This window comes from Paractinoplanes atraurantiacus (genome assembly GCF_900215205.1).
Taxonomy (GTDB): domain Bacteria; phylum Actinomycetota; class Actinomycetes; order Mycobacteriales; family Micromonosporaceae; genus Actinoplanes; species Actinoplanes atraurantiacus.
In genome coordinates this window covers 103,008-127,314 of the sequence record NZ_OBDY01000032.1, presented here as the reverse complement: position 1 = coordinate 127,314, position 24,307 = coordinate 103,008, and the positions used below count along the sequence as shown (strand labels likewise).

Sequence of the window (24,307 nt, the reverse complement as noted above, 5' to 3'; positions counted from 1 at the left end):
GTCGTGCCCCTTCAACCCCCAGCCGTCGTGCCCCCGCCGCCTCCCCCAACCGCCGCGCCGTTCAACCCCAACCACCGCGCCCTCGCCGCCTCCCATCCGCACGCCGCACCCCCGCCGCCTCCCGCCCGCACGCCGCGCCCCCGCCGCCTCCCGCCCGCACGCCGCGACGGCGCTGTCGTTGGGTCGCAACGGTCGATATGTGGTGATCTTCGGGAACGACATCGACAAGATCGGTGTGTGGTGTCGTGCCTGGTGGCGAGGGCGTGGCACGATTCCGGGCCATGGGCCTCATCATCCGGCTTTTGATCACCGCGTTCTCGCTGTGGCTGGCGACCGTGCTGATCGACGGCATCGAGCTGACGACCGACTCCACGTCCCAGAAGATCGTGACGCTGTTGGTCGTGGCGGTCATCTTCGGCGTGATCAACGCGGTTCTGCGGCCGATCATCAAGATCGTGGGCTGCGGGCTGTACGTCCTCACGCTCGGCCTGATCGCGCTGGTCGTCAACGGACTGCTGTTCCTGCTGACCAGCTGGATCGCGGGACAGTTCGACCTGCCGTTCCACGTCGACAACTTCTGGCCGAGCGCGGTCCTGGGCGCCCTGCTGGTCGGCGTCGTCAGCTGGCTGCTCAACATGCTCGTCCCCGACGGCGACGACTGATCCCACGCTCGGCCCGCCACCGGAGCGGGATTCCGGTGGCGGGCCGGCAAGATCCACGTTTGACTCGCAGTCGTGTTGCGTGCGAGCCGTGATGACGGATACGAGTTGAGCTCCGAGCGGGAGCGGATCGACCTCCCGCGAGTGCACCGGTGGCTGTCGACCGACGCCTACTGGGCCATGGGCCGGCCGATCGAGCAGATGCGCACGGCGCTCGACGGATCCGACGCCTTCGGGATCTATCTCGGCGAGGTGCAAGTGGCCGTCGCCCGCGTGATCAGCGACGGGTCCGTCTTCGCCTATCTGTGCGACGTCTACGTCGACCCGGCGCATCGCGGCAAGGGCCTCGGCGGCTGGCTCGTCGGAAGCCTGCGCGACCACTACGCGGGGCTCGGGCTCAAGCGTTTGCTGCTCACCACGCGCGACGCCCAGCCGGTCTACGCGGCGCAGGGTTTCGTCGAAGTCGAGCCCGGTCGCTGGATGACCTGCGACCTTCAAGCCGTACGGGCGGCGTCCACCGCCTGAGACCTCGGCCATATGCAAGGACCGGCACCGGGGCTAGACCTTACGGTGGGGTCATGAGCGACGAGCGGCGCGGATATCTCTACGGCCTCGCGGCGTACGTGATGTGGGGCTTCTTCCCGATCTACTTCAAGCATCTCCAGCCGGCGTCGGCGCTGGAGATCCTCGCTCACCGCGTCGTGTGGTCGGTCGTCTTCGTGACCCTGCTGCTCGCCGTCCTGCGGAACTGGCGGTTCCTCGGCCGGCTGCTGCGCACGCCGAAGCTGCTCGGCGGCATCTCGATCGCCGCCGTGCTGATCGGGGTGAACTGGGCGACCTACATCTACGGCGTGAACACCGATCGCGTGGTGGAGACCGCCCTCGGCTACTTCATCACCCCGCTGGTCGTCGTGCTGCTCGGCGTCACCGTGCAGGGTGAGCGGCTGCGCCCCTGGCAGTGGATCGCCGTCGGCGTTGGTGCCGTGGCCGTCGCCGTGCTGACCATCGACTACGGCCGCCCGCCGTACATCGCCCTGCTCCTGGCCGCCAGCTTCGGCACGTACAGCCTGGTCAAGAAGCGCATGTCGCTGCCGCCGGCCGAGGGCCTGTTCGTCGAGTCGTCGGTGCTCGCCGTGCCGGCGCTCATCTTCCTGGCCTGGCTCAACATCGGTGGAGACGCGCAATTCGGGCACGTGTCCACCACGCACACCGTGCTGATGGTTCTTTCCGGACTGGCCACCGCCGTACCCCTGCTGCTTTTCGCCGGGGCGGCGAACCGGGTGCCGATGGTCGGCATCGGGATCCTTCAGTACGTGGCGCCGATCCTCCAGCTCGCCTGCGGCCTGCTCATCTATCACGAGCCGATGCCGCCGGCCCGCCTCGCCGGGTTCGCGCTGGTCTGGGTCGCGCTGATCATCTTCACCGTGGACGCGCTGACCAGGACGAGGCGAGAGAGGACGGCGATCGGCCCAGCAGCCGCCACTGCCGAGCCGATCGCCACCCTGCCACCCCGCTGACGCAAAGGTCAGGGGACGTCGTACGCCAGGAGCGCCTTTCCGTCGTACTGCACCAGTTCAAGCCGGGAGAGGCTGCCCGGTCCGAAATGCGTGGCTCCCGGCATGGTGAACTGCGAGCCCGGCTCGGCCTGCCACGAGCCGACCTGCTCCTTCTGCTCATCCGGGCCGTAGGCGATCAGGCGAAACGTGTACGGGCGGCTCGCGGCCGCGCTGTAGTTGCAGACCATGTCCACTTTGGTGCCGCCGGGCGTGCTGGTCAGCCGCAGTGTCGCCTTGATCGGCGAGGCTCCGTCGACCGCCGTCATGGCGACCGCCGGGCCCGGCGGAGGTGCGGCCGGGGCCGCCGTGTCACGCGTCCACAGGAACAGGCCCGCGCCGACCAGCACCACGAAGACCGCGGCGGCGGCAGTACTCAGAAGGCGTACACGAACGCCCTTGTCCTTTTTGCGCCGCTTAGCGGAAGGTGCCAACGTGGCCCACTCGGACGTAGCCCAGTCGCGAAGCGACGCTCCGGGGTGACTCGTGCCGCCGGTGAGCGTGGGATCGAGGAGCTTGGCGAACTCCTTGGCGTCGAGGCGAGCGAGCAGATCCGGCATGGCCGACAGATCGGCCACCGCCTCTCGGCAGAACGAGCAAGTCGCCAGATGTTGCTCATAGGCGGCCCGCTCGGCCGGCGACAAGGCACCCAGTACATACGCCCCGTCATCGTGCTCATGCTCACAGCGCACCCCGTCACCACCCTCCGCTGATCTCCCGCTTGCACCCTGTCTTACGAGAGGGACGAACGTGGAGTTCAACGGAGTCTTAGGTTCCCTTGTCAGGCGGTGGCGGACTCGCCCGCGGAGAGCGCTTCGGCGACATTTCGGGCAGCAGCCGTGAGCTTGGCCCGGACAACCCGGGCGGAAGTGAGCATCTCGGCGGCCGGCAGCGCGCAGGACAGCACGAGCCGCCGCTCGATGTCGCGGTCGGCGATGACCAGCACCGCGGCGCACGCCAGCCCTTGCCGGAACTGTCCCATTTCGAGCTGCATGCCACGCCGCTCGCCCGCGGCCAGGTCGGCCTCGAGCGCCTCGGGCGTGGTCAGCGTGGCCGGGGTGAACGCGCGCATGCCGTAATCGCGCAGATATCGGGCGCGCTGATCGGGCGTGAGCGTGGCCAGCAGGGCCTTGCCGAGCGCGGTCGCGTGGCCACCCTCGTCGAAGCCCGGCGTCATGTCGTCGATGAACGGCGACCGGGCGCCCTCGGCCGAGGCGGTCACCGCTATGCGGCCGCCGACGAAACGGCCGAGATAGTGGCTGTAGCCACTGTCCAGAGCCGCACGCCGCAACGCCTCGCCGACCGCGGGCGGGCCGCGGAACGCGGAGACGAGCTCCCGATAACGGTCGGCGATCTCCAGTCCCACGATGTACGTGCCGTCCTCACGGCGGATCACGTAGCCCTCGTAGGCCAGAGTGCGCACAAGGTGATACGTCGTCGCGACGGTCAACTCGCACCGTCGCGCTATCTGCTTCACGGTGAGTCCGCGCGGGGCTCGACCTACCGACTCGAGAACGCGCAGGGCGCGTGACACGCTCCGGATCAGATCGGACGGCTCCGCCAGGGGGTCGCGCACAGCTACCTCCGACGCCAGGGACTTACACCATATGAATAATCTTCCCCCGGGGGAATGCCAAAAGCATGTGGATCACGATCGATTTACACGAGCCGTGTGGTCATTAGCACTCAGCGCGCTCGATCGGCACGCGGTGTCATAGCCTCCGATTAATGATCGTTTCGCCGTCCCGGGCCGTCGCCGGCGCGCTGACCACCACGATCGCGGTGAGCGTTCCGGTCTTCCTGGTCGGCGGCCTGGCCGTGCAGATCGGCGACGAGCTCGGCTTCTCGCCGGCCGGACTCGGCCTCGCCGTCTCGGCCTACTTCGGCGCCAGCGCCCTGGCCTCGGTGCCGGCGGGCGCCCTCGTCGAACGCTACGGCGCCGCCCCGGTGTCACGCGCCGGAATCGCCCTCGCCTCCGCCTCGTTGCTCGGCGTAGCCGTCTTCGCGAATGCACTGTGGAGCCTGATCGCCATCCTGGCCCTGGGCGCCGCCGCCAACGCGATGGGCCAACTGGCCAGCAACACGAGCCTGTCCCGGCACGTGCCGGCCCGCCGCCAGGCCCTGTCGTTCGGCGTGAAGCAGGCCGCTATCCCGATCAGCACGCTGCTCTCCGGCGCGTCCGTGCCCATCGTGGCCCTGACGATCGGCTGGCGGTGGGCATTCGTGCTGGCCGCGGCCCTGGCACTGGCCGCTCTGCTGCTGGTGCCGAGCGACTCGCCGCCCGCTTCCGCGTCCACAGCGAGACCGGCCAAAAGGGCCACCGGCGCCCTGATCGTCGTCGGTCTCGGCGCCACCCTCGCCGCCGGCGCGGCCAACGCTCTGGGCACGTTCCTCGTCGACTCCGCCGTCGCCCGTGGCATCGCCCCCGGACCGGCCGGCCTGGCCCTCACACTGGGTAGCGCCGTCTGCGTCGCCGCCCGCATTCTCGGCGGCTGGCTCGCCGACCGCCGCCCCGACAACCAGGTCGGCGTCATCGCCGGCCTCCTCGTCTGCGGCGCCGCGGGCCTGGCCCTGCTCGCGGTTCCCGGCACAGTGCCGTTGATCGCCGGCGTGGTGCTCGGCTTCGGCCTGGGTTGGTGCTGGCCCGGCCTGATGAACTTCGCCGTCGTCCGCCTCCACCCACAGGCCCCCGCCGCCGCCACGTCAATCACCCAAACCGGCGTCTATGCCGGCGGCTGCATCGGCCCACTGGGTCTGGGCACCCTGGCCTCCACAACGAGTTACCCCGTCATGTGGTCGGTAGCCGCCGTAGCCATGCTGACAGCGGCGGCGTTGATGCTCCTCGGCAGCAATCTCTTACGCCGCCACACCATCTGAAGACCGCACAATCCGCCCAGCCCGATCCAAGCCGCCACCACAAGGAGTGACGGCTCATCCAGCCACGTCACTCCTCCAATTCACCCCGGCGGACGGCCCCATTCGCCGGAATTAGCGCATTGAGCGCCCGAGGTTGATCACTTCAGTACCGAGTTAACGGCGAAGGCTTCAGCGAGGGCCTCGATGGAAGCTCCGGCAAGCGGTTCCGGCAAGCGGCCTAAGCGAGAGATCCCGCGAGCGCTCCAGCCAACAGCTTCAGCAAAGAGCTAGGGCTAGAGCTAGGGCTGGCCTCAAGGAGAGCTTCGGCGAATGGCGTCGGCGAGGGCTGTTGCTAAGGCTTCGGCGGGCGGCTCCGGCGGGCTACTGCGACTGCCTCAGTGAGCGAGATCGGAAGGCAGCTTCAACGGGCGAGAGCGGCAGTCAGCTTCAACGGCCAAGATCGGCAGGCGGGACTGGCGAGCGGGATCGATGGCGGGACTGGCGAGCGGGATCGATGGCGGGATTGGCGAGCGGGATCGACGGCGGGACTGGCGAGCGGGATCGACGGCGGGACTGAGGGTGGGGTAGGCCGGGTTTGGGAGGGGATGTGGGGGCGGGATGGGGTGGCAGTGGGGTGAGGTGGCCTGGCTGTCGGGGGTGGGGGTGTGGGGGCGGGTTCGGGGTTGGGGGCGTACGTGTGCCAGATCTTGATTTTGATCTTGCTGGCGCTACCCCTGGGGCCGTGCGGCTGGGGACCATGTGGCATCGTGAAAGCGTGGTGAGCACCGGGGATATGACGCCTTCCGACATGGCGCTGTCGTCGCTCGGCCTCGACGTCGATCCGAGGGTCGATGCGTCGGTGACGGCGACTCTGGCTGCTGTGGAGGAGGAGCTTCGGGCCAACGTGGCCAGCGCCGATCCGCTGGTGGCCGAGGCCGCGCGGCACCTCGCCGATGCGGGCGGCAAGCGGTTTCGGCCGCTGCTCGTGGCGCTGGGGGCGCAGTTCGGAGATCCGCAGGCACGCGAGATCGTCGCGGCGGCCAACGTGGTCGAGCTGACCCACCTGGCGACGCTCTACCACGACGACGTCATGGATGAGGCTCCCGTGCGGCGGGGGGCGCCCAGCGCCAACTCGCGCTGGGGCAACTCGGTGGCCATTCTCGTCGGTGACTACCTGTTCGCGCAGGCCGCCGACCTGGCCGCCACGCTCGGGCCGGAGGCCGTCCACCTGCAGGCGCGCACGTTCGCGCGGCTGGTGCACGGGCAGATCGCCGAGACCGTCGGCCCGCGCGGCACCGACCCCATCGAGCACTATCTGCACGTCATCACCGAGAAGACGGCGTCGCTGATCGCCACCTCGGCCCGTTTCGGCGGCCTCTTCTCGGGCGCGCCGGCCACCTCGGTCGAGGCCCTCGCCGGGTACGGCGAGACGATCGGCATCGCGTTCCAGCTCTCCGACGACCTGCTCGACATCGCCTCCGAGTCGGTCCAGTCGGGCAAAACGCCCGGCACCGACCTGCGTGAGGGCGTGCCGACCCTGCCCGTGCTCTACGCCTTGGCCGGCGACGACACAGACGCTTCGGCCGTACGCCTCCGCGAGCTCCTGTCCAGCGGCCCGATCACCGACGACGCGCTGCACGCCGAGGCCCTGACGCTGCTGCGCGAGTCCGCCGCGATGAAGAAGGCCCGCGAAACGGTCCGCACCTACGCGGAGGAGGCCCGCGCCCAGCTGGCACCCCTCCCGGCCGGCGACGCCAAGCGGGCCATGGAAGCCCTCTGCGACTTCATCGCCGACCGCACAAGCTGAACCCACGCTCGAACCACAAGCGGCAGAGGACACCGCGATCGTTCCACCCTGCGGTGAGCCGCTCCCCCATGCCGCGCCCGGGCATGTTGCCGCCCGCGAATCCGGCGCCCCAGCAGTCGCGTCACAACGACGGGGTCCGGCCGAGTTCGCCGTCGCGCCAAGCATCGCGGCACGCCCAGGCAGTTGACCGACGCTTCCGCGCCAGGCGATCTGACCCCGGCCGAGCGAATCGCAGCCGAGCGAATCGCAGCCGAGCGAATCGCAGCCGAGCGAATCGCGGCCGAGCGAATCGCGGCCGAGCGAATCGCGGCTGAGCCACCCCGCCACCGAGCGGACCGCAGCTAGACGGATCGGTGCCGGCTAGCCGCTGGTGGGGCTGTCGCGGATGAGGAAAGCTCGGATCGCCGTCAGCCACGCCGACGGATTGTCGAAATGTGCCATGTGTGCGGCCTCGGGCACCTCGGCCAGTGTGCTGTTGGGCAGCTCGGCGTGCAGGCGGCGGGCCACGCCGATCGGGAAGCCCATGTCGCGTGCGCCCTGGAGCAGCAGTGCCGGGCCGTCCCAGTCGCGGAGCACGCGCGGGGCGTCGTCCGGCGCGGCGGGACGCAGCTTTCCCGCCGCGTACGGCTCGTTCCAGTCGCTCGAGAAGCGGACCCGGTCGAGCACCTCGTGCCACTCCGCCAGCCGGTCCAGCCGCCAGATCGCCATCGGGGCGCCGGCCATCGCCATCGCCCGGCTCAACGCTCCGTCCGGCGCCTCCGGGCCGGTGAGCGCGGGATCGCCGAACGACACCGGAGGACACAGCCGGTGACGTTCCTCGTAGTCCGCCGACTGCGCCAGCTCGTCCTCGACATCGCGGTAGGCCGTCGTCGACGCCAGGACCACCGAGCGCACCAACTCCGGATGCTGCTCGACCACCCGCATCGCGATCATGCCCCCGTAGGAGAAGCCGAGCACGTCCGCCTGCGCTGCTCCGAGACTTCGCACCAGTGCCGCCACGTCGTCGGCCAGATGATCTGGCTGGAGCGCCGACACGGGCAGTGATCCCACCGGTGGTGTCCGGCTACTCTGTCCGCATCCGCGCAGGTCGAAGAGGACCACGTGTGCCACGTCGCTCAGCTCGGCGACCGCCGGGACCAGATAGCTGTGGTCCCACGTGGGGCCGCCGTGGATGACGACCAGCATCGGCCGGCTCGGGTCACCGAACTGTCGCACGAACAGCGATACGCCGTTCACCGGCAGGAGCTTCGACAAGTTGTGGTTCACTTCCCGGCGTGCGTAAGTGGTCCGCGGTCGTTCTCGGGATTCTGCTGGTCGTCGTGGCCGCTGTCGAGGGGGCCCGCTGGTGGACGGGCCGGGCGCCGTACTCGGCCGAGGAGCTGGCCGCCCGGGCCGACCTGCGCCTGGTCGACGAGGCCACCGCCGAGGCCGCGCTGAGCCCCAACATCATCCCGGAGCTGGCCGACGGGCAGCAGGTCTTCCTCGGCCGGGTCTCCTGGTTGCGCCCAGCGCGTGCCGGGGGTGCCCTCTACGTGATGGTGGTGCACAACCGCAGTCATCGTCCGCCGGCGATCCTGATTCCGAAGGCCACGAGCTCCGACGAGATCGGCCTCGGTTCGAACGGCGCTCTCTGGGACGCCGCCGAGCGTTATCCGTGGCTGGACGGCGCGGCGGGCCTGCACGACGTAGGAACCGATGCCGTCGCGATCTATTCGCTCGACCCTGGCGAGGCGACCTTCGCGGCGGTGCTGCTGCCCGCCGATGTCGACCTCGGGAGCGGGATTCCGCGGGCCACCGCCCCGGCCCGGGCCGAGGACCTGACGGTCGCTCTGGTGCAGGTCAACGAGCACGGCCGGGCCACCTGGGCCCAGCGCCTCCTGAACTAGCGAGGCGCCGGGCCGCCGAGCCGGTCAGCGGACGAACTGTGACGCGTCCCGGGTCAGGTCGATCAGCGGGGCCGGCACGACGCCCAGGGCGAACGTCGCGATCACGCCGATGGCCAGGGCCGCCGACGTCAGGAAGCCGGGGATGGACACGGTCGGCGTCGACTCGCCGGGCTCGGAGAGCCACAGCAGGACGACCACCCGCAGGTACGGGAAGGCCAGCAGCATGCTGGTGAGCACACCCACGATGACCAGCCACGTCTGCCCGCCCTCGACGGCCGCCCCGAACACCGCGAACTTGCTGGTGAAGCCGCTGGTCAGCGGGATGCCGGCGAAGGCCAGCAGGATGAACGTGAAGACCGCCGCGAACAGCGGGCTCTTGCGGCCCAGGCCCGCCCAGCGGGACAGGTGGGTCGCCTCCCCGTCGGCGTCGCGGACCAGGGTGACGATGCCGAAGGCGGCGAGGACCGTGAAGCCGTACGCCACCAGATAGAACATCGTGCTGCTGAGCCCCTCCTCGTTCAGGGCCAGCACGCCCACCAGCAGATATCCGGCGTTGGCGATCGACGAGTAGGCGAGCAGCCGCTTCATGTCGGTCTGTGTGACCGCCAGGACCGCCCCGACCAGCATGGTCAGGACCGCGACCGTGCCCAGCACCGGCTGGAAGTCCCAGCGGACGCCGTCGAACGCCACGTACAGGATCCGCAGCAGGGCGCCGAACGCGGCGACCTTGGTGCAGGCCGCCATGAGCGCCGTGATCGGGGTGGGCGCGCCCTGGTAGACGTCGGGCGTCCACACGTGGAACGGCGCCAGCGCCGCCTTGAAGAGCAGGCCGATCGCGAGGAGCGCGAGACCCCCGTACAGCAGGATCTGGCTCTGCTGGGGGTTGCTCACCGCCTCGTGCACCTGGCCGAGGCTGATCCCGCCGGCGAAGCCGTAGATGAGGGCCACGCCGAACAGGAAGAACGCCGAGGCGTACGACCCGAGCAGGAAGTACTTGAGGGCGGCCTCCTGGCTGAGCAGGCGCCGCCGGCGGGCGAGCGCGCACAGCAGGTAGAGCGGCAGCGAGAAGACCTCGAGCGCCACGAACATGGTGAGCAGGTCGTTGGCCGCGACGAACAGCAGCATGCCGCCGAGCGCGAAAACGGTCAGCGGGTAGACCTCGGTGAGGCCGGGCTGATCGCCGGCCTGCTTGACGTCCTTCTGCGAGCCGACGGTGATCGCCGCCTGGGAGACGAACGGGCCGCCGCGCTCCAGCGAGCGGTCACCGATCAACATCAGCGAGACCAGGCCGAGGACGAGCAGCGCACCCTGCAGGAACAGGGTCGGGCCGTCGACCGCGACCGCGCCGCCGATGGTGATCGTGCGGGTGCTGTGCTGGGCGATCACCGCGACGAAGGCCGCGATGACGCCGAGCGCGGCCAGGCTGAGCTGGACGGTGTTGCGCAGCCGGCGCGGGGTCGTCACCTCGACGATGATGCCGACGCAGGCCACCCCGAACAGGATCAACATCGGCAGGAGCGCACCGTAGTCGATCTCTGGAAGTTTCAGATCTTCCATGGCTAGCGCGCCACCCTTTCATTCGCGACGACCGGTGTCGGGTCCTGCACGCCGACGTCCTGCATGGTCGCCTGCACCGCCGGGTTGATCACGTCCGTGAGCGGCTTTGGATAGAAGCCGAGCAGGATGATCAGCAGGATGAGCGGGGCGACCACGACCTTCTCCCGCAGCGTGATGTCGCGGCGCATGGCCGGCACCGTGGGGAGGGTCGGGTTGAGCGTGCCCTGAGTGGTCCGCTGGATCATCCACAGCACGTACGCGGCGGCCAGGATGATTCCGGCGGTCGCGATCACGGCGTACGTCTTGTGCACCGTGAAGGTCCCGATCAGCACCAGGAACTCGCTGATGAACGGGGCCGTGCCGGGCAGGGCCAGCGAGGCCAGGCCGGCGAAGAACAGCACGCCGGCCAGCACCGGGACCATCTTGCCGGCGCCGCCGAAGTCGCTGACCAGGTTCGATCCGCGGCGGGCGACGAACATGCCGACCACGATGAACAGCAGGCCGGTGGCCAGGCCGTGGTTGACCATGTAGAGCACCGAGCCGGTGCCGCCCTGCGTGGTGAAGGCGAAGATGCCGATGCCGATGAAGCCGAAGTGCGCGATCGACGTGTACGACACCAGGCGCTTCAGGTCGTTCTGGCCCACCGCCAGCAGCGCGGCGTAGATGATGCCGATGACCGCGAGGACCAGCGCCGCCGGCGCGAACCAGCGGGAGGCCTCCGGGAACAGCGGCAGGCAGTAGCGCAGGATGCCGAAGGTGCCGACCTTGTCCATCACGCCGACGAGCAGCGCGGCCGCACCGGCCGGGGCGGCGCCACCGGCGTCCGGCAGCCAGGTGTGGAACGGGAAGAACGGCGCCTTGATCGCGAAGGCGACGAAGAAGCCGAGGAACAGCCAGCGGGCCGTGTCCTGGTCGATCGACCCGGCGGCCGCGGCCAGGTTGTTGAAGTCGAACGTGTGCCCGCCCACGACCCACAGCCCGATGACCGCGGCCAGCATGAACAGGCCGCCGACGAGGCTGTAGAGGAAGAACTTCACCGCGGCGTACTGCCGGCGGGGGCCGCCGAACGAGCCGATGATGAAGTACATCGGGATCAGCATGATCTCGAAGAACACGTAGAACAGGAAGATGTCGGCCGCCGCGAAGACGCCGATCATCGTGAACTCGAAGGCGAGCAGCAGGGCGAAGTACGTCGGCACGGAGCGCTTGCTCTGGTCGACGTCACGCCACGACGCCAGGATGACGATCGGGAAGAGCACCGCGATCAGCATCAGCATGACCAGCGCGATGCCGTCGGCGGCGAAGGTGAACCGCGCGTCCCAGGACGGGATCCAGGCGTACGACTCCCGGAACTGGAAGCGGTCGCCCCCGGTCTGGAAGGCGATCCACATGACGACGCTCAGCACGAGCACCACCAGCGACCACGCCAGCGCGACCATCTTGGCCAGGTCGGCCCTCGCCCGCGGGATGCAGGCGACGACCACCGCGCCGACCAGCGGCAACAGCGTCAGGATGGACAGAAACGGAAAGTCGTTCACGCCAACCACCCAAGCTGGATCGCGAGGAAGGCGCCGACGACGAGGACGGCACCGGTGAGCATGGAGAGGGCGTATGACCGTACGAACCCGGTCTGCAGTCGCCGGAGGCGCCCGGAGCTGCCGCCGACACCGGCCGCGATTCCGTTGACCAGCCCGTCGATGCCCTTGTTGTCGAGGTAGACCAGCGCCCGCGTGAGGTAGATGCCGGGCCGCTCGAACACCGCCTCGTTGAACGCGTCGGTGTAGAGGTTGCGGCGGGCCGCGGTGACGACCACACCGGCCTGCTGCGGTTCGAGCGCGGTGCCGTTGCGGAACATCGCCCAGGCCAGGCCCGCGCCGAGCACCGTGACGACCAGGCTCAGCACGGTGATCAGGCTGTGCGACAGGACCGCCTCGTGCTCGACCTCGGGGCCGAGCACCGGCTCGAGCCAGTGCGGCACATCCGTCCAGACCATCAGGCCACCGGCGACGATCGAGCCGAGAGCCAGAATCATCAAAGGCACGGTCATGATGTACGGCGACTCGTGCGGATGCTTGTTGTCCTCGGTGTACCGCTCGGGCCCGTGGAAGGTCAGCACGAACAGCCGCGTCATGTAGAACGCGGTCAGCCCGGCCCCGAGCAGCGCCGCCAGGCCGAACAGCCACGACGTCCAGTCGCCGCGCTCGAAGGCGGCCGCGATGATCGGCTCCTTCGAGAAGTAGCCGGACAGCGGCGGGATGCCGATGATGGCCAGCCAGCCGGTGGCGAAGGTCAGCCAGGTCCACTTCATGTATTTGCGCAGGCCGCCGAAGCGCCGGATGTCGACCTGGTCGTGCATGCCGTGCATGACCGAGCCGGCGCCGAGGAACATGTTGGCCTTGAAGAAGCCGTGCGCCAGCAGGTGGATGATGGCCAGGGCGTACGCCCCGCCGCCGAGACCGACGCCGACGAACATGTAGCCGATCTGGCTCACCGTCGACCAGGCCAGCACCCGCTTGATGTCGTCCTTGGCGGCGCCGATGATGCAGCCCATGAGCAGCGTCAGGGCGCCGACGCTGACCACGATCACCTGAAGCGTCTGGTTGGCCGAGAAGATCGGGTTGGACCGGGCGATGAGGTAGACGCCGGCGGTGACCATCGTCGCCGCGTGGATGAGGGCCGAGACCGGGGTCGGGCCCTCCATCGCGTCCGGCAACCAGGCCTGCAGCGGGAACTGACCGGACTTGCCGGCCGCGCCGAGCAGCAGCAGGATGCCGAGGATCAGTGTCACGGTCGAGCTGAGCCCGCCCACACTGTTGAAGACCTCGTCGTACTGCGTGGTGCCCAGGTAGGCGAAGAGCATGAAGATGCCGATGGCCAGGCCGGCGTCGCCGACCCGGTTCATCAGGAACGCCTTCTTGCCGGCGGTGGCCGCCGACGGCCGGGTGTACCAGAAGGAGATCAGCAGGTACGACGCCAGGCCGACGCCCTCCCAGCCGAAGTAGAGCATCACGTAGTTGTTGCCGAGGACGAGCAGGAGCATCGCCGCGACGAACAGGTTGAAGTAGCCGAAGAACCGCCGGCGGCCGGGGTCGTGCTCCATGTAGCCGACGGCGTAGATGTGGATGAGCGAGCCGACGCCGGTGATCAGTAGGACGAAGACACCGGAGAGCGGGTCGAAGAGAAGTCCGAAGTCGACATGCAGGTTGCCGACCACGATGAAGTCCCAGAGGCTCTGCTGCGCCGTGCGCCCGCCCTCTTCGAGATCGGCCAGGCTGATGAAGAAGATCAGGCCCAGCACGAACGAGGCGGCGACGGCGAGGACGCCGAGCCAGTGTCCCCACTTGTCGGCCCGCTTGCCCAGCAGCAGCAGGATCGCCGCGCTGGCGAGCGGAATGGCCACGAGCAGCCAGATTCCGCTCAGCACCCCCGACGCGGGGGCGTACTCCACTGCGTGTTCCACGTGAAGGCCCCTTTAGTACTTGAGGAGGTTCGCGTCGTCGACGCTCGCGGAGCGCCTCGTACGGAAGATCGACATGATGATCGCGAGACCCACCACGACCTCGGCCGCCGCGACGACCATCACGAAGAACGCGATGATCTGGCCGTCGAGGCTGCCGTTGATGCGGCTGAAGGTGACCAGGGCGAGGTTCGCGGCGTTGAGCATCAGCTCGATGCACATGAAGAGCACGATCGCGTTGCGGCGGACGAGCACCCCGGAGGCGCCGATGGTGAAGAGGATGGCCGCCAGAACGAGGTAGTAGTCAGGAGTCACTTCTCTGTTCCCTTCGGGGCTGCCTCGTCCGCCGTGAGCTCGCGGAGAGGCAGGATCGGGGAGATGCTCCGCTCGGCGCCGTTGCCGTCCGGCAGGCGGGCGGGCGCGGCCACCGACATCGTGTTGGCGTACACGCCGGGTCCCGGCTTCGGTCCGGGGTAGTTACCGGGGCGGAAGCGCTGCTTCATCCGGGTCAGCTGGTCGACGACGTCGGCCTTGGCCCGCTCGACGTGGGCCAGGACCATCGCGCCGACCGCCGCCGTGATGAGCAGGGCCGACGTGACCTCGAAGGCGAAGACGTAGCGGGTGAACAGCAGGGACGCCAGGCCCTGCACGTTCCCGTTGGCGTTGGCCTCGGTCAGGCCGACCGTGGGGGTGTCGCCGAGCGACCGGGCCAGCCCGGTGCCGACCAGGATCGCGAAACCGACGCCGAGCACGATCGCCGCGACCCGCTGGCCGCGCAACGTCTCGATCAGCGAGTCCGAGGCGTCCCGGCCGACCAGCATGAGCACGAAGAGGAAGAGCATCATGATCGCGCCGGTGTAGACGATGATCTGCACCATGCCGAGGAACGGCGCCGCGTTGACCACGTAGAGCACGCCCAGGCAGAGCATCGTCAGCACGAGCCAGAGCGCGGAGTGCACGGCGTTGCGGGCGATCACCATGCCGAGCGCGCCGATGACCGCGATCGAGCCGAGGATCCAGAAGGCGACGGCCTCGCCGGTGGAGACGGTGTCCATCACACCGCCTCCTTGGAGGCGGCGCCCGTCGCGTCCTCGGCGTCGTTGGTCGCCCAGGGGGCCCGCTCGGCGCCGACCGAGGTGCCCGGGTTGGTGAGAGCGCCGACGTAGTAGTCCTTGTCGGTCTCGCCCAGGCGCATCGGGTGCGGCGGCTGCTCCATGCCCTCCAGCAGCGGGGCCAACAGCTCCTTCTTCGTGAAGATCAGGTCCTGCCGGCTGTCGCGGGCCAGCTCGTACTCGTTGCTCATGGTGAGCGAGCGGGTCGGGCAGGCCTCGATGCACAGACCGCAGAAGATGCACCGCGCGTAGTTGATCTGGTAGATCCCCGCGTACCGCTCACCGGGCGAGAAGCGCTGCTCGTCGGTGTTGTCGGCACCCTCGACGTAGATCGCGTCGGCCGGGCAGGCCCAGGCGCACAGCTCGCACCCGATGCACTTCTCCAGCCCGTCCGGGTGCCGGTTGAGGATGTGCCGGCCGTGGTATCGCGGGGCCGGCGTCGGCGGTGTGAACGGGTAGTCGGTCGTGATGACCTTGCGGAACATGTGCGCGAAGGTCACCCCGAAGCCCTTGAAGGAGCCGGTGAACGTACCCACGTCACACCTCCTTGTTTTCCGAGGGGGCGGGGTCGCCGCCCACCGTGGCGGGCGCCCGTTCGGCCACCGCGCGGCGGGCCCGTGGGCTGGGGGGAACCTGAAGGTCGATCGGTGGCACCGGGAAGCTGCCCGGTGGTCGCGCGGCCAGCTGTTCCTCGAGGGAGAGCTGCCGTGGCTTGCGGGTGGCCGGCCAGAGCATGGCGATCAGCAGGACCACCACGACGATGCCGACGATCGAGATCCACTTGGCCTGCTGCGACAGCTCGTTGTTGGCGACCTTGACGTAGGCCAGGAAGAGGATCCACACCAGGTTGACCGGGATGAGGACCTTCCAGCCGAACCGCATGAACTGGTCGTAGCGCATGCGGGGCAGCGTGGCCCGCAGCCAGATGAAGCCGAAGAGCAGCAGCAGCACCTTGGCGAAGAACCAGATCAGGCCGAAGTAGCCGGCGTTGGCGCCTTCCCAGATCGTGGTGATCGGCCAGGGCGCGCGCCAGCCGCCGAGGAACAGCGTCGTGCAGAACGCCGAGACGGTGATCATGTTGATGTACTCGGCCAGGAAGAACAGCGCGAACTTGAACGACGAGTACTCGGTGTGGAAGCCACCGACCAGCTCGGACTCGGCCTCGGGCAGGTCGAACGGCGCCCGGTTGGTCTCGCCCACGGCCGCGATGCAGTAGATGACGAAGCTCGGGAGCAGCAGGATGGCGTACCAACTGGGTGTCGTCGCCTCCCAGCCGAAGATGTTCACCGGGTTGCCCTCGGCCTGCGCCTTCACGATCTGCGAGGTGCTCATGGTGCCGGCCGTCATGAAGACAGCGACGATCGACAGACCCATGGCGACCTCGTACGAGATCATCTGCGCACTCGACCGCAAGCCGCCCAGCAGCGGATAGGTCGAGCCGGACGCCCACCCGGCCAGCACGACGCCGTAGACGCTCATCGAGGAGCAGGCGAGCAGCACCAGCACCGAGACCGGCACGTCGGTGAGCTGCAGCGCCGTCGTCTGGCCGAACATGTTGACCACGCCGCCGAACGGGATCACCGAGAAGGCGGTGAAGGCCGTCGTCGCCGAGATCACCGGGGCGATGAAGTAGACCACCTTGTCGGCGGTCTTCGGGATGATCTCCTCCTTGAACGGCAGCTTCACGCCGTCGGTGAGGCTCTGCAGCCAGCCCTTGGGACCGACCTGGTTGGGACCGGGGCGGACCGCCATCCGGGCCACGACCTTGCGCTCATAGTTGATCGTGAAGAGCGTCAACAGGAGCAGCAGGACGAAGACGCCGAACAGCTTGATCAGCGTGATCCACCAGATGTCGTCCTCGAACGTCTGGAGGGTGGGGTCGACGGCGTGGGCCGCCAGGATGGTCGACTTCATGCGTTCGCTCCCGCGGAGGCGAGGATCGGTCCGGGCCGGCCGGCCGAGAGCCGGACAACCGCGCCGGCGGTGACCCCGAGGCTGCGGCGCAGCGTCGAGCCCGGCGAGTTCGTGGGCAGCCACACCACCCGCGGCGGCAGGTCGGTGATCGCGACCGGCAGGGTGATCGCCCCGCGGCCGGTGCCGACCGTGAGCGCGTCGCCGTCGGCCACGCCCAGCTCCTCGGCCAGGTCCTTGCCGATGCGGGCCAGCGGCGTGCGGGCCGTGCCGGCGAGCACCGCGTCGCCCTCGGTCAGCGAGCCGAGGTCGATCAGGTGGTGCCAGGTGGCGAGGACGGCCTCCGTGGTGGAAACCGAGGGCAACGGCGCCGGAGCGACCGAGGGCTGCGCCGGGCGGGCCGCGCTGCTCGCCGGCATGGCGCCGAGCTCGCGCCGGATCGCCATCACGTCACCGGTGCCGAGCGTCACGTCCATGAGGGCGGCGATGGCCTCGAGCACCCGGCCGTCGGTCATCGCCGTGCTGGTCGGCAGCACCGTTCCGAAGGACCGGAGCCGGCCCTCCCAGTCGAGGTAGGTGCCCGACTTCTCGGCCGCCGGGGCCACCGGCAGCACCACGTCGGCGCGGCGGGTGACCGCGCTCTGCCGCAGCTCCAGGCTGACCACGAAGCCGGCCGTCTCGAGCGCCTGCTCGGCCAGCCGCGGGTCGGCCAGGTCGCCCGGGTCGACGCCGGCGACCAGCAGGCCGCCGAGCCTGCCCTCGGCCGCCGCCGCGATGATGGCGTCGGTGTCGCGGCCGGCCGTGCCGGACAGCGCGTCCTCAGTGGTCTTCCACGCCCGCGTGAGCTCGGCCCGCGCGGCCGGGTCGCTCACCGGGCGGCCGCCCGGCAGCAGGTTGGGCAGGCAGCCGGCGTCGATCGCGCCGCGGTCACCGGCCCGGCGGGGCACCCACGCGAGACGCGCGCCGGTGCGAGCGGCCAGCGCCGCCGCCGCGGACAGACCGCCGGGCACCGTGGCCAGGCGCTCGCCGACGATCAGGACCGCGCCCGGCTCCGAGAGCGCGGCGGTGACGGCCGGGTCCTCGGCCAGCAGCCGGGCCTCCTCGCCGGGCACCGCGGCGACCAGCGAAGCCCCGAGCTTGGTGAAGCCCCGGGTCAGGTACGGCGCGACGGCCGTGACCTTCAGCCGCTTGCGGGTGAAGCCCTTGCGCAGGCGCAGGAAGAGGATCGGGCACTCCTCCTCCGGCTCCAGCCCGGCGATGACCACGGAGCCGGCGTTCTCGACGTCCTCGTAGGTCACGTCGGCCAGCCCGGCCACCGACGAGGCCAGGAAGTCGGCCTCCTCGGCGCTGAGCGGGCGGGCCCGGAAGTCGATGTCGTTGGTGCCGAGGGCGAGACGGGCGAATTTGGCGTACGCGTACGCGTCCTCCACGGTGAGCCGGCCGCCGGTGAGCACGCCGACCCCCGCCGTCCGGGCCGCGGTCAGACCCTCGGCCGCCGCCAGCAGCGCCTCGCTCCAGGACGCCTCCCGCAGCTCACCGTCGGCGCCGCGGATCAGCGGCGTGGTGATGCGGTCGTTCGCCGTCGTGTAGCGGAAGCCCCAGCGACCCTTGTCGCAGTTCCACTCCTCGTTGACCGCCGGGTCGTCGCCGGCCAGCCGGCGCAGCACCTTGCCCCGGCGGTGGTCGGCCCGCATCGAGCAGCCGGCCGCGCAGTGCTCGCACGCGGTCGGAGTGGAGACCAGGTCGAACGGGCGGGCCCGGAACCTGTACTGCTCACCGGTGAGCGCGCCAACCGGGCAGATCTGGATGGTGTTGCCGGAGAAGTACGAGTTGAAGGCGACGTCGCCCTCGCCCTCGCCGACCTGGCCGTCACCGGTGCCGCGCCCGCCGAAGAAGTCGTCCCGGTAGACGTTGATCTGCTCGCCGGACGAGCGGTCCATCAGGTCGATGAACTTGTCGCCGGCGATCTCCTCGGAGAACCGGGTGCAGCGCTGGCACAGGATGCACCGCTCGCGGTCCAGCAGCACCTGGCTGGAGATGTGGATCGGCTTCTCGTACTCGCGCTTGTGCTCGTGGAAGCGGGAGTCGGCGCGGCCGTTGGTCATGGCCTGGTTCTGCAGGGGGCACTCGCCGCCCTTGTCGCAGGTCGGGCAGTCGAGCGGGTGGTTGGCGAGCAGCAGCTCCATCACGCCGCCCTGCGCCTTGGCGGCCACCGGCGAGGTGAGCTGGGTCTTGACGACCATGCCCTCGGCCACCGTCTGCGTGCAGGAGGCGACCGGCTTGCGCTGGCCCTCGATGTCGACCAGGCACTGCCGGCAGGCGCCGGCCGGCGCGAGCAGCGGGTGGTCGCAGAACCGGGGAATCGCGATGCCCATCCGCTCGGCGACGCGGATGACGAGCTCGCCCTTCTCCGCGGTCACCTCGATCCCGTCGATCGTGAGCGTGACAGTGTCGGCCTTCTTGGCTACGTCCGTCATCAGTGAGCTCCAACCAGAGCCTTGGCGGACAAGCGCGGAGCTGTCCGGCCCTCGATATAGTCCAGGTAGTCCTGGCGGAAGAACTTCAACGTGGACATGACCGGGGTGGCCGCGCCGTCGCCGAGACCGCAGAACGACCGGCCGAAGATGTTGTCGGCGGTGTCCTGCAGGGTGTCGAGGTCCTTGTACGTGCCCTCGCCGGACAGGATCCGGCGATAGGTGCGGACCATCCAGTAGTTGCCCTCGCGGCACGGGGTGCACTTGCCGCACGACTCGTGGTGGTAGAACTCCAGCCACCGCCAGGTCGAGTAGACCGGGCAGTCCTGGTCGCTGAAGATCTGCATCGCCGTGGTGCCCAGGATGGAGCCGGCCGCGGCGACGCCCTCGAAGTCCATCGCCGTGTCGATGTGCTCGGCGGTGAGCAGCGGCGTCGACGACCCGCCGGGCGTCCAGAACTTCAGGTTGTGCCCGGGCTTCATCCCTCCGGCCAGCTCGATCAGCTCGCGCAGGGTGATGCCGAGGCCGCACTCGTACTGCCCCGGGTTGGCGATCCGGCCGGAGAGCGAGTAGATCATCGGGCCGGCCGATTTCTCGGTGCCCATGCTCTTCCACCAGTCGGCGCCGCCGAGCACGATGTACGGCACGCTGGCGATGGTGCCGACGTTGTTGACCACCGTCGGGCTCGCGTAGAGGCCGGCGATCGCCGGGAACGGCGGCCGCAGCCGCGGCTGGCCGCGGAAGCCCTCGAGCGAGTCCAGCAGGGCGGTCTCCTCGCCACAGATGTACGCGCCGGCGCCGCTGTGCACGACCAACTCGAGGTCGAACCCGGATCCGAGGATGTTCTCGCCCAGGTATCCGGCGGCGCGCGCCTCCTCGACCGCGTTGCGCAGCCGGCGAGCGGCGTGCACCGCCTCGCCACGGATGTAGATGAAGGCCCGGTTGGCCCGGATCGCGTACGCCGCGATGATCGCGCCCTCGACCAGCGAGTGCGGGTCGTAGGTCATCAGCGGCAGGTCCTTGCAGGTGCCCGGCTCGCCCTCGTCCGCGTTGATCACGAGGTAGTGCGGCTTGCCATCGCCCTGCGGGATGAAGCCCCACTTGAGACCGGTCGGGAAGCCGGCGCCGCCGCGGCCGCGCAGGCCCGAGTCCTTGATGAGCTGGATCAGGTCGTCCGGGTGGACGTCGAGCGCCTTGCGGACCGCCCGGTATCCGTCCAGCTGCTCGTAGACGCCGATCTGCCACGCGTTCGGCGAGAGCCAGCGCTTGGTGAGGACCGGGGTCAGCTTTTCCAGAAGCTCACGCCGTGGCTGGGTCACTTCGCCTCCTCGCTGCCGCGGGCGGTGTCGCCGGCGGGCTTGCCGTCACCGGCGGGCTGGTTGGCCGAGGCACCGGCCGCCTCGGCCGGATTGCTCGGCGCCGGCGGCGTGGCCTTGGCGTCGCCCGTCTCGTCGGGGGTGCTCGCGTCGGGGTTGCGCTGCTGGGCCGTACGGACCTCAGGGTCCTTGGCGTCGCCGGCCTTGACCGGCTTGCCCGCGTGCGAGGTCACCGCCGACTTGACCTTGTCGACGACGGTGGCCACCGTGCCCTTGCTCTCCTCACGCGGGGAGGGCTTGGTCTTGGTGATGGGAGTGTCCGGGTTGAAGTTCGGCACCGCCACGCCGTGCTCCTGGGCGAGGGTCACGCCGCGCAGCGTCGGCGCTCCGGCCCGGCCGTCGCCGACCGCGCCCTCGCGGGGGTCGGCGAAGCCGGCCAGCTGGACCTGCATCTCCTTGAGGGAGCAGATCCGCGCACCCCGGGCCGGTGTGTACGACTCGCCGGCGCGCAGCTTCTCGACCAGGCCGACCGCGGCTTCCGGGGTGGCCTCGTCGAGGGCGAAGTCGTAGTTGACCGTCACCACCGGCGCGTAGTCGCAGGCGGCCAGGCACTCGGCGTGCTCCAGCGTGATGCGGCCGTCGCCGGTGGTCTCGTCGTGCCCGACGCCGAGGTGCTCGGACAGCTGGTCGTAGACCTCCTGGCCGCCGAGCGTGTTGCACAGCGTGTTGGTGCAGACGCTCACGAGGTACTCGCCGGTCGGCCGGCGCTTGTACATCGTGTAGAACGTCGCGACCGCGCCGACCTGGGCCTTGTTGATGCCCAGGATCTCGGCACAGAACGCCACGCCGTTGGGGCTGACGTGGCCCTCGACCGTCTGCACCAGGTGCAGCAGCGGCAGCAGGGCCGACCGTTCGCGACCGGCGGGGTAGCGAGCGAGGATCTCAGTTGCCTGGCCGAGCAGCTTCTCGGCCAGAGGGGCGGCGGCGGGGGAGAAATCCACCGTTGTATCAGTCATTACCGGTCACACCCACCCATCACGGGGTCCAATGACGCGCCACCGGCGATGACGTCGGCCAGAAGCGCACCCTCGGCCATCGCGGGGATGGCCTGGAGGTTCACGAAGCTCGGGTCGCGCATGTGCACCCGGTAGGGATGGGTGCCACCGTCGGAGACGGCGTGCACGCCGAGCTCTCCGCGCGGGTGTTCGATCGCGACGTAGACCTGGCCCGCCGGTACCCGGAAGCCCTCGGTCACGAGCTTGAAATGGTGGATAAGGGACTCCATCGACTGGCCCATGATCTTGGCCACATGCTCGAGCGAGTTGCCCATGCCGTCCAGCCCGACGGCCAATTGCGCAGGCCAGGCTATCTTTTTGTCGGCGATGAAGATCGGACCCGGCCGGAGACGGTCGAGGGCCTGCTCTATGATCTTGAGAGACTCTCGGATCTCGGCGAGACGAACCTGGTACCGCCCCCAGACGTCGGCGGTCGTCGCGGTCGGGACGTCGAACTCATAATTCTCATAGCCGCAGTAGGGCATCGTCTTCCGCAGGTCCCAAGCCAGTCCGGCGGAACGCAGCACGGGCCCGGTGATGCCGAGCGCGAGGCAACCGGTCACGTCGAGCACGGCGACGCCCTGGGTGCGCTCCTGCCAGATCACCTGGCCGGAGAGCATCGCCTCGTACTCCTTGAGCTTCTTGGGCAGGTAGACCAGAAAGTCGCGGATCTTCTTGATCGCCGACTCGGGTACGTCCTGCGCCACTCCGCCCGGGCGGAAGTAGGCGTGGTTCATCCGCAGGCCGGAGGTCTCCTCGAAGATGTCGAGAATGTACTCACGCTCGCGGAAGCCGTAGAGCATCATCGAGATGGCGCCCAGCTCCATGCCGGTGGTGGCCAGCCAGACCAGGTGCGACGAGATCCGGTTCAGCTCCATGAAGAGCACCCGGATGGTGTTCGCCCGCTCGGTGATCTGGTCGGTGATGCCGAGCAGCTTCTCGACGGCGAGGCAGTAACCGGCCTCGTTGAACAGCGGCGCGAGGTAGTCGGCCCGGGTGACGAAGGTGGTGCCCTGCGTCCAGTTGCGGTATTCGAGGTTCTTCTCGATGCCCGTGTGCAGGTAACCGACGACCGGCCGTACCTCTTGAACGGTCTCGCCCTCGAGTTCGAGCACGAGCCGCAGGACGCCGTGCGTCGACGGGTGCTGCGGGCCCATGTTGACGACGATCTTCTCGTTGCTCAACGGGTCGACACTGCCGGTGACGGTGTCCCAGTCGCCGCCGGTGACGGTGAAGACGCGGCCCTCGGTGGTCTCGCGCTCGGTTGCGTATCCGGACTGTGTCATTGGTAGACCCTCCGCTGGTCAGGAGGCGGAATCTCGGCACCCTTGTACTCGACGGGCACGCCGCCGAGCGGGTAGTCCTTGCGCTGGGGGTGGCCCTCCCAGTCGTCCGGCATCAGCACCCGGGTCAGGTTGGGGTGACCCGCGAAAACCACGCCGAACATGTCGTACGTCTCCCGCTCCTGCCAGTCGGCGGTCGGGTAGACGCTGGTCACGCTGGGGACGCTGACGCCGTCGGGCACGGCGACCTCGAGCCGCACGCGGCGCCGGTAGGTCATCGACGCCAGGTGGTAGACGACGTGCAGCCGGCGGGCGTCGCTGTTGAGGTAGTCCACGCCGGACACCGACGAGCAGAGCTCGAAGCGCAGCGACTCGTCGTCCCGCATGATCTGCGCGACCTCGGCGATCCGCTCGGCCTTGATGTGCAGGGTCAGCTCGCCCCGGTCGACCACGACCCGCTCGATCGCGTCGGCGAACCCGGGGTACGCCTCCTCGAGCGCGTCGGTGACCTCGTCGAAGTACCCGCCGTACGGCTTCGGGCTGCCGACCACCTCGGGACGCCGGCGGACCAGGCCGCCGAAGCCGGAGACGTCGCCGGTGCCGGTGATGCCGAACATGCCCTTCTGCGGGCTGGCCGGCGCCTGCGCCGGGGCGTCGATGTCGGCGCCGACCGGCTGGGGGCCGTCCTGTGGTGCGATGCTCATTTGCCCTCCCGCAGGTGCGGCTGCAGCTTCATCCAGTTCTCGATGCGCAGCTGTTCCTCGCGGCCTTCCTTGACCGCCTGCGTCCACTCGGCCCGGCGGACCTTGTCGACGCGGTACGACGACGGCATCGCGCCCGGCGCGACGACCGGCACCTTGCCCTCGGCCTTGCGCTGCTCGAGCATCTTGCGGCCGTTGGGGCCGAGCGGCTGGGCCATCACCTTCTCGCGCATCTTGAGGATGGCGTCGATCAGCATCTCCGGCCGCGGCGGGCAGCCGGGCAGGTAGACGTCGACCGGCACGATGTGGTCCACGCCCTGCACGATCGCGTAGTTGTTGAACATGCCGCCGGACGAGGCGCACACGCCCATCGAGATCACCGAGCGCGGCTCGGGCATCTGGTCGTAGATCTGGCGGACGACGGGCGCCATCTTCTGGCTCACCCGGCCCGCCACGATCATCAGGTCGGCCTGCCGGGGCGAGGCCCGGAAGACCTCCATGCCCCAGCGACCGAGGTCGTAGTGCGGACCGCCGGCCGCCATCATCTCGATGGCGCAGCAGGCCAGTCCGAAGGTGGCACCCCAGAACGAGGACTTGCGGGCCCAGTTCGACAACTTCTCGACGGAGGTCAGCAGGATGCCGGCCGGTAGTTTCTCTTCGATTCCCATGGCTGTGTCTCC

22 protein-coding genes are annotated in these 24,307 nt (G+C 69.4%); 6 read left to right on the top strand and 16 right to left on the bottom strand.

The features are described 5' to 3' along the window. Window positions 1-281 precede the first annotated feature (281 nt). From CRP55_RS43510 to rarD, 3 genes are all read left to right on the top strand, one after another. A complete protein-coding gene (locus tag CRP55_RS43510) occupies window positions 282-662 on the top strand; it encodes a phage holin family protein (RefSeq protein WP_097327882.1) in 381 nt (126 codons plus the stop codon). Between the two features lie 72 nt (window positions 663-734). Next, window positions 735-1,184: a GNAT family N-acetyltransferase gene (locus tag CRP55_RS43505; protein WP_097327881.1), complete on the top strand. Its 450-nt coding sequence runs from the start codon at window positions 735-737 to the stop codon at window positions 1,182-1,184. A 53-nt stretch (window positions 1,185-1,237) separates the two neighbouring features. Further along, window positions 1,238-2,176: an EamA family transporter RarD gene (rarD, locus tag CRP55_RS43500; RefSeq protein WP_097327880.1), complete on the top strand. Its 939-nt coding sequence runs from the start codon at window positions 1,238-1,240 to the stop codon at window positions 2,174-2,176. A gap of 8 nt (window positions 2,177-2,184) precedes the next feature. Here the strand turns inward: rarD and CRP55_RS43495 are convergent, their stop codons facing one another. Beyond that, window positions 2,185-2,904 (bottom strand): anti-sigma factor family protein, encoded by a 720-nt coding sequence (locus CRP55_RS43495; RefSeq protein ID WP_097327879.1) that lies wholly within the window; start codon window positions 2,902-2,904, stop codon window positions 2,185-2,187. Window positions 2,905-2,993: 89 nt separating this feature from the next. After that, a complete protein-coding gene (locus CRP55_RS43490; RefSeq protein ID WP_097327878.1) occupies window positions 2,994-3,788 on the bottom strand; it encodes an IclR family transcriptional regulator in 795 nt (264 codons plus the stop codon). A 152-nt stretch (window positions 3,789-3,940) separates the two neighbouring features. Between CRP55_RS43490 and CRP55_RS43485 the strand changes: the two genes are divergently transcribed. Together CRP55_RS43485 and CRP55_RS43480 are read left to right on the top strand one after the other, a co-directional pair. Further along, window positions 3,941-5,089: an MFS transporter gene (locus CRP55_RS43485; RefSeq protein ID WP_097327877.1), complete on the top strand. Its 1,149-nt coding sequence runs from the start codon at window positions 3,941-3,943 to the stop codon at window positions 5,087-5,089. Between the two features lie 772 nt (window positions 5,090-5,861). Next, window positions 5,862-6,875, top strand: coding sequence for a polyprenyl synthetase family protein (locus tag CRP55_RS43480; protein ID WP_097327876.1), 1,014 nt, complete (start codon window positions 5,862-5,864; stop codon window positions 6,873-6,875). Window positions 6,876-7,235: 360 nt separating this feature from the next. Here the strand turns inward: CRP55_RS43480 and CRP55_RS43475 are convergent, their stop codons facing one another. Further along, the gene (locus CRP55_RS43475) at window positions 7,236-8,111 is read right to left on the bottom strand and encodes an alpha/beta fold hydrolase (protein WP_143235341.1); all 876 of its coding nucleotides are present in this window, start codon (window positions 8,109-8,111) and stop codon (window positions 7,236-7,238) included. A gap of 38 nt (window positions 8,112-8,149) precedes the next feature. Here CRP55_RS43475 and CRP55_RS43470 point away from each other — a divergent pair, with 38 nt between their 5' ends. Next, window positions 8,150-8,761 carry a hypothetical protein gene (locus CRP55_RS43470; protein WP_097327874.1) on the top strand — a complete coding sequence of 204 codons (612 nt, stop codon included), beginning with the start codon at window positions 8,150-8,152 and terminating at the stop codon, window positions 8,759-8,761. Between the two features lie 24 nt (window positions 8,762-8,785). Here CRP55_RS43470 and nuoN read toward each other — a convergent pair whose 3' ends face one another. The 13 genes from nuoN to CRP55_RS43405 are packed head-to-tail and all read right to left on the bottom strand — an operon-like array spanning window position 8,786 to window position 24,295. After that, a complete protein-coding gene (nuoN, locus tag CRP55_RS43465) occupies window positions 8,786-10,318 on the bottom strand; it encodes an NADH-quinone oxidoreductase subunit NuoN (protein WP_097327873.1) in 1,533 nt (510 codons plus the stop codon). Window positions 10,319-10,320: 2 nt separating this feature from the next. Further along, on the bottom strand, window positions 10,321-11,856 hold the full coding sequence (locus CRP55_RS43460; RefSeq protein ID WP_097327872.1) for an NADH-quinone oxidoreductase subunit M: 1,536 nt from the start codon (window positions 11,854-11,856) through the stop codon (window positions 10,321-10,323). Beyond that, window positions 11,853-13,778, bottom strand: a complete 1,926-nt coding sequence (gene nuoL / locus CRP55_RS43455; protein ID WP_097327871.1) for an NADH-quinone oxidoreductase subunit L — start codon at window positions 13,776-13,778, stop codon at window positions 11,853-11,855. The genes CRP55_RS43460 and nuoL overlap by 4 nt, the downstream gene beginning before the upstream one ends. A 12-nt stretch (window positions 13,779-13,790) precedes the next feature. Continuing rightward, window positions 13,791-14,090, bottom strand: coding sequence for an NADH-quinone oxidoreductase subunit NuoK (gene nuoK, locus CRP55_RS43450; RefSeq protein WP_097327870.1), 300 nt, complete (start codon window positions 14,088-14,090; stop codon window positions 13,791-13,793). Then, window positions 14,087-14,830 (bottom strand): NADH-quinone oxidoreductase subunit J, encoded by a 744-nt coding sequence (locus CRP55_RS43445; RefSeq protein ID WP_097327869.1) that lies wholly within the window; start codon window positions 14,828-14,830, stop codon window positions 14,087-14,089. Before CRP55_RS43445 ends, nuoK begins: the two co-directional genes overlap by 4 nt. Further along, window positions 14,830-15,423, bottom strand: coding sequence for an NADH-quinone oxidoreductase subunit NuoI (nuoI, locus tag CRP55_RS43440; protein ID WP_097327868.1), 594 nt, complete (start codon window positions 15,421-15,423; stop codon window positions 14,830-14,832). The genes CRP55_RS43445 and nuoI overlap by 1 nt, the downstream gene beginning before the upstream one ends. 1 nt (window position 15,424) lies before the next feature. Next, window positions 15,425-16,801 (bottom strand): NADH-quinone oxidoreductase subunit NuoH, encoded by a 1,377-nt coding sequence (gene nuoH / locus CRP55_RS43435; RefSeq protein ID WP_097327867.1) that lies wholly within the window; start codon window positions 16,799-16,801, stop codon window positions 15,425-15,427. Then, window positions 16,798-19,275: an NADH-quinone oxidoreductase subunit G gene (locus CRP55_RS43430; protein WP_097327866.1), complete on the bottom strand. Its 2,478-nt coding sequence runs from the start codon at window positions 19,273-19,275 to the stop codon at window positions 16,798-16,800. The genes nuoH and CRP55_RS43430 overlap by 4 nt, the downstream gene beginning before the upstream one ends. Beyond that, window positions 19,275-20,591: an NADH-quinone oxidoreductase subunit NuoF gene (nuoF, locus tag CRP55_RS43425; protein ID WP_097327865.1), complete on the bottom strand. Its 1,317-nt coding sequence runs from the start codon at window positions 20,589-20,591 to the stop codon at window positions 19,275-19,277. Before nuoF ends, CRP55_RS43430 begins: the two co-directional genes overlap by 1 nt. Further along, complete coding sequence (gene nuoE / locus CRP55_RS43420) at window positions 20,588-21,604, bottom strand: NADH-quinone oxidoreductase subunit NuoE (RefSeq protein WP_097327864.1); 1,017 nt, start codon at window positions 21,602-21,604, stop codon at window positions 20,588-20,590. The genes nuoF and nuoE overlap by 4 nt, the downstream gene beginning before the upstream one ends. Then, entirely contained in the window at window positions 21,604-22,929 is a 1,326-nt protein-coding gene (locus tag CRP55_RS43415) for an NADH-quinone oxidoreductase subunit D (protein WP_097327863.1), read from the bottom strand. Before CRP55_RS43415 ends, nuoE begins: the two co-directional genes overlap by 1 nt. Further along, window positions 22,926-23,630: an NADH-quinone oxidoreductase subunit C gene (locus CRP55_RS43410; RefSeq protein ID WP_097327862.1), complete on the bottom strand. Its 705-nt coding sequence runs from the start codon at window positions 23,628-23,630 to the stop codon at window positions 22,926-22,928. Before CRP55_RS43410 ends, CRP55_RS43415 begins: the two co-directional genes overlap by 4 nt. Further along, on the bottom strand, window positions 23,627-24,295 hold the full coding sequence (locus tag CRP55_RS43405) for a NuoB/complex I 20 kDa subunit family protein (RefSeq protein ID WP_097327861.1): 669 nt from the start codon (window positions 24,293-24,295) through the stop codon (window positions 23,627-23,629). The genes CRP55_RS43410 and CRP55_RS43405 overlap by 4 nt, the downstream gene beginning before the upstream one ends. Between the last annotated feature and the right edge of the window lie 12 nt (window positions 24,296-24,307).